This is a genomic window from Rickettsia endosymbiont of Urophora cardui, assembly GCF_964030725.1.
GTDB lineage: Bacteria > Pseudomonadota > Alphaproteobacteria > Rickettsiales > Rickettsiaceae > Rickettsia.
Map to the genome: position 1 here is coordinate 1,065,258 of NZ_CAXIPY010000006.1, position 14,760 is coordinate 1,080,017.

The following is a 14,760-nucleotide window of genomic DNA, read 5'->3' on the forward strand; positions in this document are numbered from 1 at the left end:
GATTGCTACTTAATAACAACAAACTATAATATAATTTAAATATGGCCGAAGAGCAAAACAATAACAGTTCTTTATCAGGAGCAGATACACCTGAAGTTCAAAAAGAATTATCAAAAGTTTCAGTGAGTTTTAATAAAAGTATCGCTATCGTAGTTGTAATTTGCGGTGTTCTTATATATATTTTTTATTCTCTTTTCTTTGCTCCTAAAAAAGAAGAAATTCAAAATACTAATATACCTAGCAATATTGTTAAACCTGTTGAAGATAATTCAGATAACGTACCTGAAATACCTAAATTACCGGATCCACCAAAGCTTGAGACACCGACAGCTCCACCACCTCCAACTACCCCAGTAGAAACGGATAAGTCAAAAACACTTCCAGCTCCGCCTATTTCGTTACCTTCAACAAACGGACCTTTAGTTGAAAGTGATGAGGAAAAGAAGCGTAAACAAGCAAAAAGAACATCATCTATTGTGCTAGTTAGCGGCGTAGAACCTAAGAAGACAGCTGAACAAGTTGCTGCGGATGCAGTATTTAAAGATCGTGGTGACATGTCTTTAATCTTAGGGCGTGGTAAATTCATTGAGGCAGTGCTTGAAACAGCTATAAATAGCGATCTTGGTGGCGAAATAAGAGCTATTATTAGTAGAGATGTATATTCTGAGAAAGATAAAATAATATTAATACCAAAAGGATCGAAAGTATTTGGTAAATATGCAACTTCAACTTCAGCAGATAGCTATGGTAGAGTTTCTGTAATATGGGATAGAATAGACTTAACTAATGGCTATACTATAGCATTTGATTCGCCTGCAGTCGATAATTTAGGAAGACCAGGAGTGCAAGGAAGAGTAGATAACAAATATAAGGAGCAGTTTGCTAACTCAGTATTACAGTCTGCTTTCAATATAGGAATTGCCAAGGTTCTCGATAAATTAGTACCTCCACCTATAAACTCACAAGCTGCTGCTACTAATAGTGCTATTGCTACTCAGTTATTAAATACTGCTCAAACAATTTCCCAAAATACTAGTTTGAATCCAAATACAAGAATAGTTACAATTTGTACAAATGTTTTAGCTGCTATTACTGATAAAACATCTACTGCCTATACTACAATGACACAAGCCTGTACAACTGCCCAAGATGCTTCTTCGGCAAATACACCTGAACAGAGGCTAGCTACATTAGTACAAGCGGTTAATACAGCTGCTTCAAGCTTGCTTACTAGTACTTCTATAGCATCGAATCCAACTCAGGCACAGCAAGCTTCTACGCAAGCTTTTACAGATATTACTAATACTGTACAAAATATGACAACTCAGCAGCAATTTAAACCTACTACAACGATTAATCAAGGTACTCCGATTAAGATATACGTTAATAAGGATTATAAATTCCCTGTTACTGTTTTAACAAAATCAAAGGTAGTAAAATGAGTGATGCATTTGCTGCCTTAGAGACATTTTTATTACCGTTTAAAGAATTATTTGCTGAAGATGGTATTAACGAGATTATGGTTAATAAACCTGGAGAAGCATGGGTTGAGAAGAAAGGATATATATATTCTAAACAATTACCAGAGCTTGACGCAGAACATTTACTTTCGCTTGGACGTTTAGTTGCTCAATCTACTGAACAAATGATTTCAGAGGAAAAGCCTTTACTTTCAGCAACACTTCCAAATGGTTATCGTATTCAAATAGTATTCCCTCCTGCTTGTGAAATAGGACAAATCATTTATTCTATAAGAAAGCCGAGCGGTATGAACCTAACTCTAGATGAATATGCTAAAATGGGAGCTTTTGATGAAACTGCAACAGAAAGTTTAGTAGATCAAGATGAAATAATTCTAAACGAATATTTAGCTGAAAAAAAGATAAAAGAATTTATCAAACATGCAGTTATTTCAAAGAAAAATATTATAATTAGCGGCGGTACTTCAACAGGTAAAACTACTTTCACTAATGCAGCACTTACTGAAATACCTCAATTGGAAAGATTAATTACAGTAGAAGATGCTCGTGAGGTTGTATTATCTAGTCACCCTAATAGAGTTCATTTGCTTGCTTCTAAAGGCGGACAAGGACGAGCAAATGTTACTACTCAAGATCTAATAGAAGCGTGTTTGCGTTTAAGACCTGATAGAATTATAGTTGGTGAGCTTCGAGGTCAAGAAGCTTTCAGTTTCTTGCGAGCTATTAATACTGGTCACCCAGGTTCTATATCTACACTTCACGCTGATAGTCCTGCTATGGCAATTGAACAACTAAAATTGATGGTTATGCAAGCTGATCTTGGTATGCCACCTGAAGAAGTACAAAAATATATTTTAACAGTTGTAGATATTGTAGTACAATTAAAACGTGGCAGTGGCGGTAAAAGATATGTATCGGAAGTATATTATAAAAAGAATAAAAACGCCGAAGGAATGGTGTAGTGAGAGCGTCATTGCGAGGATATGCATAGCATCGACGCGTCAATCTCATAAAACAGTACAAGACTCCTGAGATTGCCACGCTCCTTTTAGTCGCTCGCAATGACATAAAAATAAAAATCAAGGATTACTAAATGGAATGGCATAACATACTCAAAGTCACTAGAAATATATTCGGTCATGCTATAATTCATCCGGTTGTTATTTTTAGTACCTTATGGATAAGTGGTGCATTTGTTGCAATCTTTACCAATGAAATTGGGACTCTTGGAGTAGATGTAACTGCTATAAATATTGCTTACAAATGGGCTTATTGGCTTGTTAGCGTTTGGGGACAATTAAAAATCTCTGATTATAACTATTTAAAATTAAAGCTACTTGCTTCACTTCTTGGTCCTGCTCTTGTCGTTATAATATTTTACATTAAAAACTTTGAGAGAATCAAATCACTACAATTTTTTGAGCAACCTGAAAAAGTCTATGGTGATGCTAGGTGGGCAAGTCCTGCAGATGTTGAATCGGCTGGTCTTAGAGCTAAAAAAGGTATGCTAATCGGAGTTGATAGTGGTGGTTATTTTGTTGCTGATGGATTCCAGCACGCCTTATTATTTGCTCCTACCGGTTCTGGTAAAGGTGTGGGCTTTGTTATACCTAACCTATTATTTTGGAGTGATTCAGTAGTTGTTCATGACATAAAACTTGAAAACCATGGCTTAACGAGCGGTTGGCGTGAGAAACAAGGTCAGAAAGTCTTTGTATGGGAGCCATCTAACCCAGATGGTATTACTCACTGCTATAATCCGATTGACTGGGTTAGTACTAAGCCTGGGCAAATGGTTGATGACGTACAAAAAATTTCAAACCTTATCATGCCTGAAAAGGATTTCTGGAATAATGAAGCACGAAGCTTATTCTTGGGCGTAACTTTATATTTAATAGCCAATCCTGTTAAAACCAAATCCTTTGGTGAAGTGGTGCGTACCATGAGAAGTGATGACATAGTATATAATCTAGCGGTTGTGCTTGATACTTTAGGCGGGATAATTCACCCTGTTGCATATATGAATATTGCAGCTTTCCTACAAAAAGCCGATAAAGAGCGTTCAGGTGTTATATCAACCATGAACTCATCACTTGAGTTATGGGCAAACCCATTAATTGACTCTGCTACTGCTTCTTCCGATTTTAATGTACAAGAATTCAAGAAAATAAAAACAACTGTATATGTAGGTCTTACTCCTGATAATATACAACGTTTGCAGAAATTAATGCAGGTATTTTATCAGCAAGCTACAGAGTTTTTAAGCCGAAAAATGCCTGATTTAAAAGAAGAACCTTATGGCGTGATGTTCTTACTTGATGAGTTCCCAACACTTGGTAAGATGGATATGTTCAAAGCAGGTATTGCTTATTTCAGGGGTTATAGAGTTCGTTTATTCTTAATTATTCAAGATACCCAGCAGCTAAAAGGAACATATGAAGATGCGGGTATGAACTCTTTCTTATCTAACTCAACATATCGTATTACCTTTGCTGCAAATAACTATGAAACCGCAAATTTAATATCACAATTAGTCGGTAATAAAACTATAGAACAAAGATCATTCAGCAAACCTATATTTTTTGACCTTAATATTTCTACTAGAACACAAAATGTTTCTCAAGTTCAAAGGGCTTTACTTTTACCTCAAGAAGTAATACAGTTACCAAGAGACGAGCAGATTGTTTTAATAGAGTCTTTTCCTCCGATAAAATCTCGTAAGATTAAATATTTTGAGGATAAGTTTTTTACCAGTAGATTATTACCGCCGACTTTTGTACCTACTCAAGTACCTTTTGATCCGCGAGCAAATAATAACGAAACTTCTAATGAGACAGAAGAGGCTGCTGTTGCTCCAGAAAACAGTGAGTAATATATACCCAAATGATTTGAGTATAATTCTACTCTTAAAAGAAAAGAAGTATATACGAAGATGCGTTCAGCTATTATTGATATCGGTTCAAATGCTTTAAGAGCTGTAGTGTATGAAACCGATGAGCTTGGAGCTCCTGAAATTTTTAATTATAAATTCAAAAATTATTTAACCAATCTACTCAATTTAGATAATTTAGATATAAAACATCAAACATATTTATCTCTACAATATCTCACTCATATTTTTACTAAGCTTTCTGTTACTAATATCAGATGCGTTGCAACAGCTATACTCAGGGGACACCCAAAAGCAGAAGAATTTAAAGCAATAATCGAAAAGAAATTCAATATTGAAGTTGAGATTATCTCAGGTGAACGTGAAGCTTATTTAACTGCTGCCGGTTTAATTTCAGGAATTAGCGACGCTTCAGGTATTGTAGCTGATCTTGGTGGCGGCAGCTTAGAGCTTGCACAAATTGCGGATAAAAAAGTTGGTAAGTTAAAATCGCTACCGCTTGGCACACGGATTCTTGCTAATAATAATTTTGATAATCTTGGGCTTATTACAGAATTAATTGAAAAAGAATTTGGTCTTGAGCATTATCCTAACCTATATTTAATCGGTGGTGCATTGCGTTTAATGAGCCGAATATATATGGAGTCTATTAATTACCCTCTTAAAAATTTACATAACTTTGAAATAAGCCGTGTAGAATTTGAATTATATTTGGAAAAATTATCACAAATCGATAAGTTAAAGCTTAGCTATTATGAACAAAAAGCGATTAATTATAACGCTGTTTTAGTAATAAAAGCGATGATTAAAGTGTTTTCTCCAGAAAAAATTATCATCTCAAATTATGGCTTAAAAGAAGGGGTGAGATTTGATTCACTACCGGATAATGAAAAAGAAAAAGATATTATTTATGAGCGAGTTAAGAGATTAGTAAAATTTGATAGAAATATATGTAAAATCGATCAATATATTGAAGCCGTAAAATATCTTCTCATTAATCCAGATAATACCACTCTAATAACAGTCGAGCTAGCTATAATGCTTGCTCAGTATAACAAAAATATCGATAAAACACTCAGAGCTAATTTCGTTTCAGAATTTATTCTATCTTCAGATATTCCCTTTAGCCATAGACAGCGTCTAATGCTAGGTATTGCACTAACTGTTACTTATACTGCTAAAACTGATATGAATATTAATAAGATAGCTAAAAAAATGATCAGTAAAAGCGATTATTATAACAGCCATATTATCGGTTATTATATAAAAATTGCTAGAGAAATCGATGGTCCAGAATTTCAAGACCCCTCTTTCTCTATCAAGCTAAAAGATGACGAATTTTTACAAATTAATACTTCTGTCCTCCCTAAACAAGTCTTTGAAAAAGTCCATGAACGCTTAAAAGATATAAGAAGTGCTAGGAAAAATATCAACCAAAGCTTTAGTGATTAATAGCTTCAAGCAATAAGGTTGATACAGCAAATTTAGCGAGTCTCGATTGTGCTCACGTATTTAATATACCCCTAGCCGACTCGCTCGTAAATTTAATCTCTCAACGCTAATTTACTGAAGTTTTGACAAAAAATTTTTAATTAATAAATCAGTATATGTAGCTTTAGGAATAGATTTATCTGGCAGAAAGGATATTTTAGGCTTATGGATAAGTGAGAATGAAGGAGCTAAATTTTGGCTTGGTAATTTTACTGAAATGAAGAATCGAGGAGTAAAAGATATCTTAATTGCTTGTAGTGATAATCTAACTGGTATGTCTGATGCTATTGCATCAGTATATCCGAAAACTGAACATCAAATTTGTATTGTCCATCAGATCAGGAATAGCCTCAAATATGTATCATATAAAGATAGAAAGCAATTAGCAGCGGATTTGAAACTAATCTATACTTCTGCTACTGAAAAAGAAGCAGAATTAGCTCTTGAGTCATTTGATCAAAAATGGAGTAAGCAATATCCGCATATAGCTAAATCTTGGTATAATAATTGGGATAATTTGATAATTTTCTTGCAATATCCAAAGGAGATTCGTAAGATTATTTACACTACAAATGCGATAGAATCGCTGAATAGCCAATTGAGAAAAGTTACTAAGAATAAACGCATCTTTCCAAATGATGACGCAGTATTTAAAGTTTTATATCTGACAATTGATTATATTACCAAAAAATGGTCTATGCCTATCCCCAATTGGAATGAAGCTATGGCTCATTTTATGATCAAATTTGATGGTAGAATTTAATGGTTCACGAAATTTACACAATTGATGAGACAGAGCCCATTATTTGAAAAAATATTATTACGCAAACGCTCAATTATCGAAACAGTATTTAGTGTGCTGAAGGGTGCTTTCGAGATCGAACATACAAGACATAGATCAATTTGGAATGCCTTTGTACATATCTTATCCGCCCTAATTGCATACTGTATGAAACCTAACAAACCTGCTATATCTCAAAATTAGCTAATCCAGAATTTAGGTTAATATAGGCTCAACAAAAATTTACACAATCATTGCAAAAGACTCTAAAAAATAGAATGAACCTAGAGCATACAAGGCATAGATCTCCTGTTAATTTCTTGGTGCATATTCTAGCTTGTGTTACTTCTTATGCTATCACTAAATCTCGTATAACTGAAGTTTTGACAAAATCCTTTCCATAAGGAGAAATGTATTCCAATTTTTTTATACTTTTTTAGTAATAACAAAATTTATTTATTCTATTTGGGTACATAATGTGTCAAAAACTGTAGCAATTTTGTCTAATATTGCTGGTTTATACTTACTCAGGAGTTTCGCACTTAGCAAAATTGTGTATTAGTTAGAAGCCATTTAATGTTGTTCTGAATTGATGTTTTTATAACTTCCCAAGTTTGTTGATATAAAGTAATGTTTTCATTTATCCTCCTTTTGTTCATATCAAGCCAGGCCAATACAGCAAGGCAAATATGATTTCTTTGAGCTCGACCCGTGCGTGCCTGACAGCATTCAATACCACAAGTTTGTTTCAATTCTCGATGATAAACTTCTATAGACCAACGCGCCTTAACAATTTTCTCTATTTGCTCACGTGTAGGATTCTCTAAATTAGTTGTTATGTAATCAATGCGACCATTTTTTGCCACAAACTTAAATACCGTAACCCAACCGTATCCACGTAGGTGAATTTTTAGCCCTTCATCGGGAATCTCTAAAGTTTCCAAGCTAACATTACGATTAACTTTTCTATTTTTTCTTAGGTTGGTAACCCATATCCAACCTAAATTACGTATATGTTTTAAATTATCCAAACCACTATACCAAGCATCCATAACTATAGCATCAGGCTTGATACCTCTTTCTTTAGCTAAAGTAAGCATATCACAAAAATGCTCGTTCTTTGTTTTACCATCAGTTTCTTTATCATATATTCTATAATCTACAGGAGTAGATTGATCAATTTGAGTATTGTAATGCAGTAAGTTTACCATTCCTATACCAGGTATAACATCATGTACAGCCCCAGAATATTGATAATTTACAAGCTCGATCCTCTTACTGTATTGCTTTGACAATAAGGTGTCATCTCCCACTAATAAACAAGGATCTTCCAGATCAATATATTTTGACACTTTGCTATAGATTTCGCTAGGGCGAAAATCCTTACTCTTTAACCATCGACTTGCACTATCGTGCGATAGATCTAATGGACTTACTTCAGATAATGCTTTGCTAGTATATCTTACACTACTTGCTTGTAAGAATGATTTATATAAATCTTTGCTACATTTTGATCTTGTCATTTTTATCTAAAACTATTTTTCTCTAGATTAGCATATTATTTGCTAAGTGCGAAACTCCTGTTACTAATATTATTTGGTAATTCTAGCTTTTTATTAAATGAGGTTTTGGTAATTTGGTTACTTCCATCAAAACTTGATTTTATTGTAATTTCCAACTTACCGTGTTTATTACTTTTGCGTATTACTGGTGCAAATGGTTTGACCTGATGATTATTTCTAATATTTCTATGATCTGGTATCCCTCTGGATACAGACTTTTCTAATATTTCTTCAAGGGCAATTTGTGGCATAGATCTATAAACTTCACTTGGAGACAACATATTGCTATTGATTTTTTTATCCCATGCCCTTACTTTTCTTGCCTTAACTGAAGATTGTGCATGATACAATATGTTGTACGCTAGCATTACGAATAACATATAATCCTCATCTTTATTTGGATCATTCGTTTGAAATTTATCCATCAATAATTTTGACTTACCAAATTTAAAAAAATGCTCAATATCAAACCTTTGTCTATAGTATTCATATACTTCTTTACCACTGATTTTATCTTTTTGTTGGCCAGAAACACATAACCATAAATCTCTGTTATATTTCCTATTTCCTGATGCATCTAACACCTTAACCTGAATAAAATTCAGCGGTTTATCAGACATGATATGCTGTTTCTTACCCTTGATTAGATAATTCTTAAATAGTGAAATACTAATTGATATGTCACCATTTTTTGTAGCCTTTACTACAGTTTCTTCTGTATCTGGAATCAGTAAATTATCAGAACTACTACAAGAAATCTTAGCTCCATAAGATCTTTTACGACCTCTTGTTTTTTGCTCCTCTATATATATTTTGTAAATACTGCGATTAATTCTTTGGCGGGTTATTGTTACCGTATTTGCTTCATTGTGCAGCGGGTGAATAAAAGATAGAGCGCTATAACCTGCATCACCTACTGTTATATTTAGAGCCTTTTGTGGTATTTGCTTAACAATTTTCATTATTTGTTTGCTACCTTTGCTATACTTATTCTCATCTGATTTTACTCTATTTATAGATATTGGTACAGACCATTTAGGCTGAGCACCGATGCAAACTACACTATATTCATAACCCGCAACTGGTCGGTTATTAGCATTCTGTCTAATATATGTACGATCAATTGCTTTCTTGGAATCTTTCTTGCTACTCACTGTAGTATCTATTTGCAGTAAGTTTTTACCCTCATTAATCAGTTTACTTATTAAGTATTTTTCTATATCTTCTCGAGTCTTAAAACGTTGCTCATCTCTTATATTTAATGATTCATCACGAACACAGTAAAAATTCTCTATAGCTCTGTATACACTTGACCAACTACGCTGAAAATATTTATTAGTTGTTAATTCAACAACAGATCTTGCTTTAACGCTATCATTAGTTACTAGTGATAGTATTAATTCTAAAACCACATCTTGATTATAGGGGAAAATTTTTTATTTCTTGCAACATTTCTTGCATAATCATACACACTAAAAACCATTTTGTATTTGAGCGTATTTATATCATACTTTATAAGTTTGGTTATCTTTTTGTCAAAACTTCAGTAATTTAGGATAAGGGATAGATAGAAAGCTTATAGATAAAGGGTTTAAAGGAGATTAATGTTGAGTTATGATAGATTTTTTTAATACAAGATCAGTAACTCAACATGAAAAGATGTATCATAACTGTATATTATTTAGTAGATAGTCTATCCGCCAAAAACACTTCAAATCCTGATCATTTGTAATGGGATAGAGTTTTGACAACAAATTGCTAAGATTTTCAATAAAAATTAATAAGTTATGTTAATTTTTACTGATACATTTCTGTGTTGGTCTAATTTTGATATGGAGCTATTGTTAACGATTTTTTATCGTTCATCTAGTTTTTGCATGATGATATTTTTGATTTATGTGGAGTTAGACACGATTTGTAAATGATTTGCAATGCATCGTAAATTCAAACCAATAGCAGAGATTATTGGATTGATAATATCTCCTATCATACCTTTCAAGAAGTTTCTACCCATCCGACCATATTGCTTTAAGTGACCTATTATTGGTTCTATGGCACTGCGTCTCTTGATCATAGACTTGTCCTCTTGTAACAACTTCTTCCGCGTTTTTGGGGTATATACCTTACTCTTCTCCTTTACATTGCTACCACTATACCCAAGATCAACAAATGATTTCTTTATCTTGATTCCAGTGACACTCTCTACTGCTTCAAAGCTCTGATGCAATGTATGACCATCATAAGGATTATTATGAAACGATTTTGCGGATAAAACAAAATTTCTACGACCACTTACTACTACCGCTACTTTATTGCCAAACTCATATGGCTTGTTGCGTTTTCCCTTTCCTATACACTCTACTTCAGGGGCATGAAAACTATATAATACTTTGTTATCTTCTTTATATTGCTTTTTAGCTTCTCTTTTTAAAACAGATTGGTTATGTATTTGTTTTATTTTTTGCAATACTTCTTGATTTTTGAGAGACAAGTTTAATTGCTTATTTTTGATCTCACGCTCACATACTCTAATCAAACGACCCAGTAATATTTTTAAATGCTTCATTATTTTCCAACGCTTCTTGGCTTTACTATGTTCTTTATATTTCCATAGCTTTACTATATCGCGTTTATAGGTTCTAGCGTATGTTTCATTCAAATGTATACCCAAACTGTTGCAAAGCTTTACTATGCTAAGCCTAGCTTTATCCATTAAATAAACATCGTGTGGGTGTTTGATATTCTTAATTTGTACAGTCGTATCAGCGATGATTAATTCCAAATCTTTTTTTTTAATTGTGTTAGTTTTTATCCCAACCCTGATCAACTCCGATAATATCTCATTATATCCAGCTTCACCTAATACACTACGAAACCGTCGTATACTAGTTTCCGAGATAGCTATGTCTTTTTCTATATATTCCCACCCGCAGAAATACTGCCAATACATATTCTCTTTTAGCTCTTCCTCTGATAATGAATCTGAAAAATTATACATTGCTTGTAGCATCGTTATGCCAAGCATCACTCTATGACATTTTCTATTTCTACCAAATTTCTTAATACAAACATTTTTTGATAACCACTCTTCGAGCCTAGACCAATTTATTAATTCTCTTAATTTATATAGCTTATTATTTGGGTTTAATTCTTCTTTTAATTTATAACCAAACAGTTTCCCTTGTTCTTGCGATTTGATAATGTTGTCTATTGGCATTGACTGAAATCCATAAGGTTTATGACCATATTTTATCATTTTCTTACGGATTGTTGTATTACTTCTTGTCTTAAAACCATATTATCTATAAGGCTTGTAGAGTTTTGGCGGACGGACTAGATAATTTTTGTAAAATATATGAAGAATGGATAGAACACCGTCTATTATCAACAAATCAGCAAAGGCATAGAATAGGCAAATTAAGTCTTGCAGAATTGATGACAATAGTCATATATTTTTATCTATCGCCTTGCAAGGACTTTAAAAACTATTATTTATACTACTTACCGCATAAATATAAGGGTTACTTTAATTTACCATGTTATAGTAGAATAGTACAATTATGGCCAAGGTTAATATTGCCATTGTCAATAATGTTGCAATTACTACGAGGTGAAGATACGGGAATATATTTTATTGATTCAACAAAACTATCTATTTGTCATGCTAAGCGCACTTCTAGTAATAGAGTTTTTGGTAAAATTGCCAAAGTTGGGATGAGTAGTTATGGTTGGTTTATGGGATTTAAATTACATTTAATCAATGATGCTCCTCGCAGCAGAGCTACGAGGTATCTAAAAAAGTTTTAGTTGTTTCTTATGATATCACGAAGCAGAGCTTCGGGGAATTAAACCCTGAGAGATTAATCATAAAGCAGAGATTATAGCTGTTAAAATAACAAAAGCAAATAGAGCTGATTTATCTGTTCTTGAATCTATAACTCAGAAGATAACAGGTAAGGTATTTGGTGATAAAGCATATATTTGTAAAGAGTTATGGTTTAAACTCTATTCTAGAAATTTAAGAATGATAACTAATATTCGCAAGGATATGAAGAATTATTTACTAGAATTAGAAGATAAAGCTATGTTACGTAAACGATCATTAATTGAATCAGTATTTAATATACTAAAAAATAGAATGAACCTTGAGCATACAAGGCATAGATCTCCTGTTAATTTCTTGGTGCATATTCTAGCTTGTGTTACTTCTTATGCTATCACTAAATCTCGTATAAAACTTGATGCTTTAGCTCCAGAACAACTTCTCTTATCCTAAATTGGCGTTCGGGTTTAATTCCCCGAAGCTCTGCTTCGTGATATACTACTTGAATGGAAGAAAGCAGTTATATACATAAGAGTCATAATGTCACAGTACTAATATATCATTTAGTAACGCCGGCAAAGTATAGAAGAGTAATATTCAATCAAGAACTAGATGATTATTTGTGTAAAATTTGTGAGCATGACTAACGAATATTAGAATTACCCTCAACGAACATTAAAATTACCTATAAAAAAGAAGTAACTATGGACAGTAAAATCGAATAAAAATTTATTTTTAAATATTTAAATATTATTCGAGAATTACTGATGACATGTACAAAGAACCAAGTAGGTATTTTGGTAAATTCCAGTATTAATTAAGCCAGATTTATATTTTCTTCCCATACCTCATTGGGTGTTTTATAACCGAGCACTTTTCTTGGTAAATTATTTAAAAAATCCTCAATTTCTTGTAATTGCTTTATTGTTAATTTTTTTATATCTAAAGATTTAGAGTATACTCTGTGCACCATTGAGTTAATCTTCTCTATCAATGGTTTTTGCCATGGAGAATAAGGATTGCAAAAATATACTTTTCGTTCAGATTTTGGCAATAGTTGTTCATGATTGGTAAATTCTTTGCCATTATCTAACGTTATGCTTTTGATTATATGCGACAATTGTTTAAGTTTTTTATTCATGTTACCAATCACATCTTGTGTTCTTTTTGAACGGTTTAAAGTGAGAAACACTTTTTGTGTTCTGATATCCACAAGAGCGCCTATATTACGACTTTGATTACCTTTGTTAAAAGTTAAATCACCTTCTAAATGACCTATTGCTGCTATCTTTCTATTTATCTCTGGTCTTTCAGTAATGGAAACTCGATTTGGTATTGTAATTCTTTTGTTTCTGATTCTTGTACCATGATGCAACCTATTTTTCCTTTTTCTTGCTAAAGATAAATATAATTTTTGCCTTTGTGCTATAGGAGATGTATAAATAAACTGGTATATACTCTCTGTAGAAATATTGACAGTATCTCGTGATAGTTTACGTCTACCTGAAATTATATCTGGTGAAATACCCTGTGTTAACTGCTTTATTATTTCTGCTCGTAAATTATTATCAATATCTAATTTTCTTTTTCTCTTACCTTGCCTTAAACTGCAAGCAAGTGTGTTAGCCCTATCTGGTCTATAATTATGCCTCATTCTCTTGAGTGCATAACATATAGTGCTTTTATCACGGCCAATCTTTGTCCCTATATATCGCGAGCTATAACCACTCTTACAGGAGTTTCGCACTTAGCAAATAATATGCTAATCTAGAGAAAAATAGTTTTAGATAAAAATGACAAGATCAAAATGTAGCAAAGATTTATATAAATCATTCTTACAAGCAAGTAGTGTAAGATATACTAGCAAAGCATTATCTGAAGTAAGTCCATTAGATCTATCGCACGATAGTGCAAGTCGATGGTTAAAGAGTAAGGATTTTCGCCCTAGCGAAATCTATAGCAAAGTGTCAAAATATATTGATCTGGAAGATCCTTGTTTATTAGTGGGAGATGACACCTTATTGTCAAAGCAATACAGTAAGAGGATCGAGCTTGTAAATTATCAATATTCTGGGGCTGTACATGATGTTATACCTGGTATAGGAATGGTAAACTTACTGCATTACAATACTCAAATTGATCAATCTACTCCTGTAGATTATAGAATATATGATAAAGAAACTGATGGTAAAACAAAGAACGAGCATTTTTGTGATATGCTTACTTTAGCTAAAGAAAGAGGTATCAAGCCTGATGCTATAGTTATGGATGCTTGGTATAGTGGTTTGGATAATTTAAAACATATACGTAATTTAGGTTGGATATGGGTTACCAACCTAAGAAAAAATAGAAAAGTTAATCGTAATGTTAGCTTGGAAACTTTAGAGATTCCCGATGAAGGGCTAAAAATTCACCTACGTGGATACGGTTGGGTTACGGTATTTAAGTTTGTGGCAAAAAATGGTCGCATTGATTACATAACAACTAATTTCGAGAATCCTACACGTGAGCAAATAGAGAAAATTGTTAAGGCGCGTTGGTCTATAGAAGTTTATCATCGAGAATTGAAACAAACTTGTGGTATTGAATGCTGCTGTCAGGCACGCACGGGTCGAGCTCAAAGAAATCATATTTGCCTTGCTGTATTGGCCTGGCTTGATATGAACAAAAGGAGGATAAATGAAAACATTACTTTATATCAACAAACTTGGGAAGTTATAAAAACATCAATT

General features: G+C 33.0%; 9 protein-coding genes and 4 pseudogenes. 9 read left to right on the top strand and 4 right to left on the bottom strand.

Annotated elements, in window-relative coordinates:
* The first annotated feature begins 41 nt into the window (after positions 1–41).
* The 6 genes and pseudogenes from AAHI98_RS13730 to AAHI98_RS13755 form a co-directional block, all read left to right on the top strand.
* Entirely contained in the window at positions 42–1,442 is a 1,401-nt protein-coding gene (locus AAHI98_RS13730; protein ID WP_342226115.1) for a TrbI/VirB10 family protein, read from the top strand.
* Positions 1,439–2,443 (top strand): P-type DNA transfer ATPase VirB11, encoded by a 1,005-nt coding sequence (virB11, locus tag AAHI98_RS13735; protein ID WP_342226116.1) that lies wholly within the window; start codon positions 1,439–1,441, stop codon positions 2,441–2,443. Before AAHI98_RS13730 ends, virB11 begins: the two co-directional genes overlap by 4 nt.
* Before the next feature lie 131 nt (positions 2,444–2,574).
* A complete protein-coding gene (locus AAHI98_RS13740; RefSeq protein ID WP_342226117.1) occupies positions 2,575–4,353 on the top strand; it encodes a type IV secretory system conjugative DNA transfer family protein in 1,779 nt (592 codons plus the stop codon).
* Positions 4,354–4,413: 60 nt separating this feature from the next.
* A complete protein-coding gene (locus AAHI98_RS13745; RefSeq protein WP_342226118.1) occupies positions 4,414–5,823 on the top strand; it encodes a Ppx/GppA phosphatase family protein in 1,410 nt (469 codons plus the stop codon).
* A gap of 136 nt (positions 5,824–5,959) precedes the next feature.
* A pseudogene (locus AAHI98_RS13750) lies at positions 5,960–6,625 on the top strand (IS256 family transposase); the annotation flags it as partial.
* A gap of 6 nt (positions 6,626–6,631) precedes the next feature.
* Positions 6,632–6,847, top strand: a pseudogene (locus AAHI98_RS13755) (transposase); the annotation flags it as partial.
* A gap of 338 nt (positions 6,848–7,185) precedes the next feature.
* Here the strand turns inward: AAHI98_RS13755 and AAHI98_RS13760 are convergent.
* The 3 genes from AAHI98_RS13760 to AAHI98_RS13770 form a co-directional block, all read right to left on the bottom strand.
* Positions 7,186–8,166, bottom strand: coding sequence for an IS701 family transposase (locus AAHI98_RS13760; RefSeq protein ID WP_342224656.1), 981 nt, complete (start codon positions 8,164–8,166; stop codon positions 7,186–7,188).
* 35 nt (positions 8,167–8,201) lie between these two features.
* Positions 8,202–9,617 carry a transposase gene (locus AAHI98_RS13765; protein ID WP_342226119.1) on the bottom strand — a complete coding sequence of 472 codons (1,416 nt, stop codon included), beginning with the start codon at positions 9,615–9,617 and terminating at the stop codon, positions 8,202–8,204.
* Between the two features lie 482 nt (positions 9,618–10,099).
* On the bottom strand, positions 10,100–11,461 hold the full coding sequence (locus tag AAHI98_RS13770) for an IS5 family transposase (RefSeq protein ID WP_342224717.1): 1,362 nt from the start codon (positions 11,459–11,461) through the stop codon (positions 10,100–10,102).
* 44 nt (positions 11,462–11,505) lie between these two features.
* Here AAHI98_RS13770 and AAHI98_RS18800 point away from each other — a divergent pair.
* Positions 11,506–12,481: pseudogene (locus AAHI98_RS18800) on the top strand (transposase).
* Between the two features lie 53 nt (positions 12,482–12,534).
* A pseudogene (locus tag AAHI98_RS13785) lies at positions 12,535–12,663 on the top strand (IS200/IS605 family transposase); the annotation flags it as partial.
* 182 nt (positions 12,664–12,845) lie between these two features.
* On the opposite strand, the gene AAHI98_RS13790 reads toward AAHI98_RS13785, so the two are convergent.
* The gene (locus AAHI98_RS13790) at positions 12,846–13,775 is read right to left on the bottom strand and encodes an IS30 family transposase (protein WP_342226121.1); all 930 of its coding nucleotides are present in this window, start codon (positions 13,773–13,775) and stop codon (positions 12,846–12,848) included.
* Positions 13,776–13,821: 46 nt separating this feature from the next.
* Here AAHI98_RS13790 and AAHI98_RS13795 point away from each other — a divergent pair.
* The coding region (locus AAHI98_RS13795; protein ID WP_342226122.1) for an IS701 family transposase at positions 13,822–14,760 on the top strand (939 nt) is incomplete at its 3' end.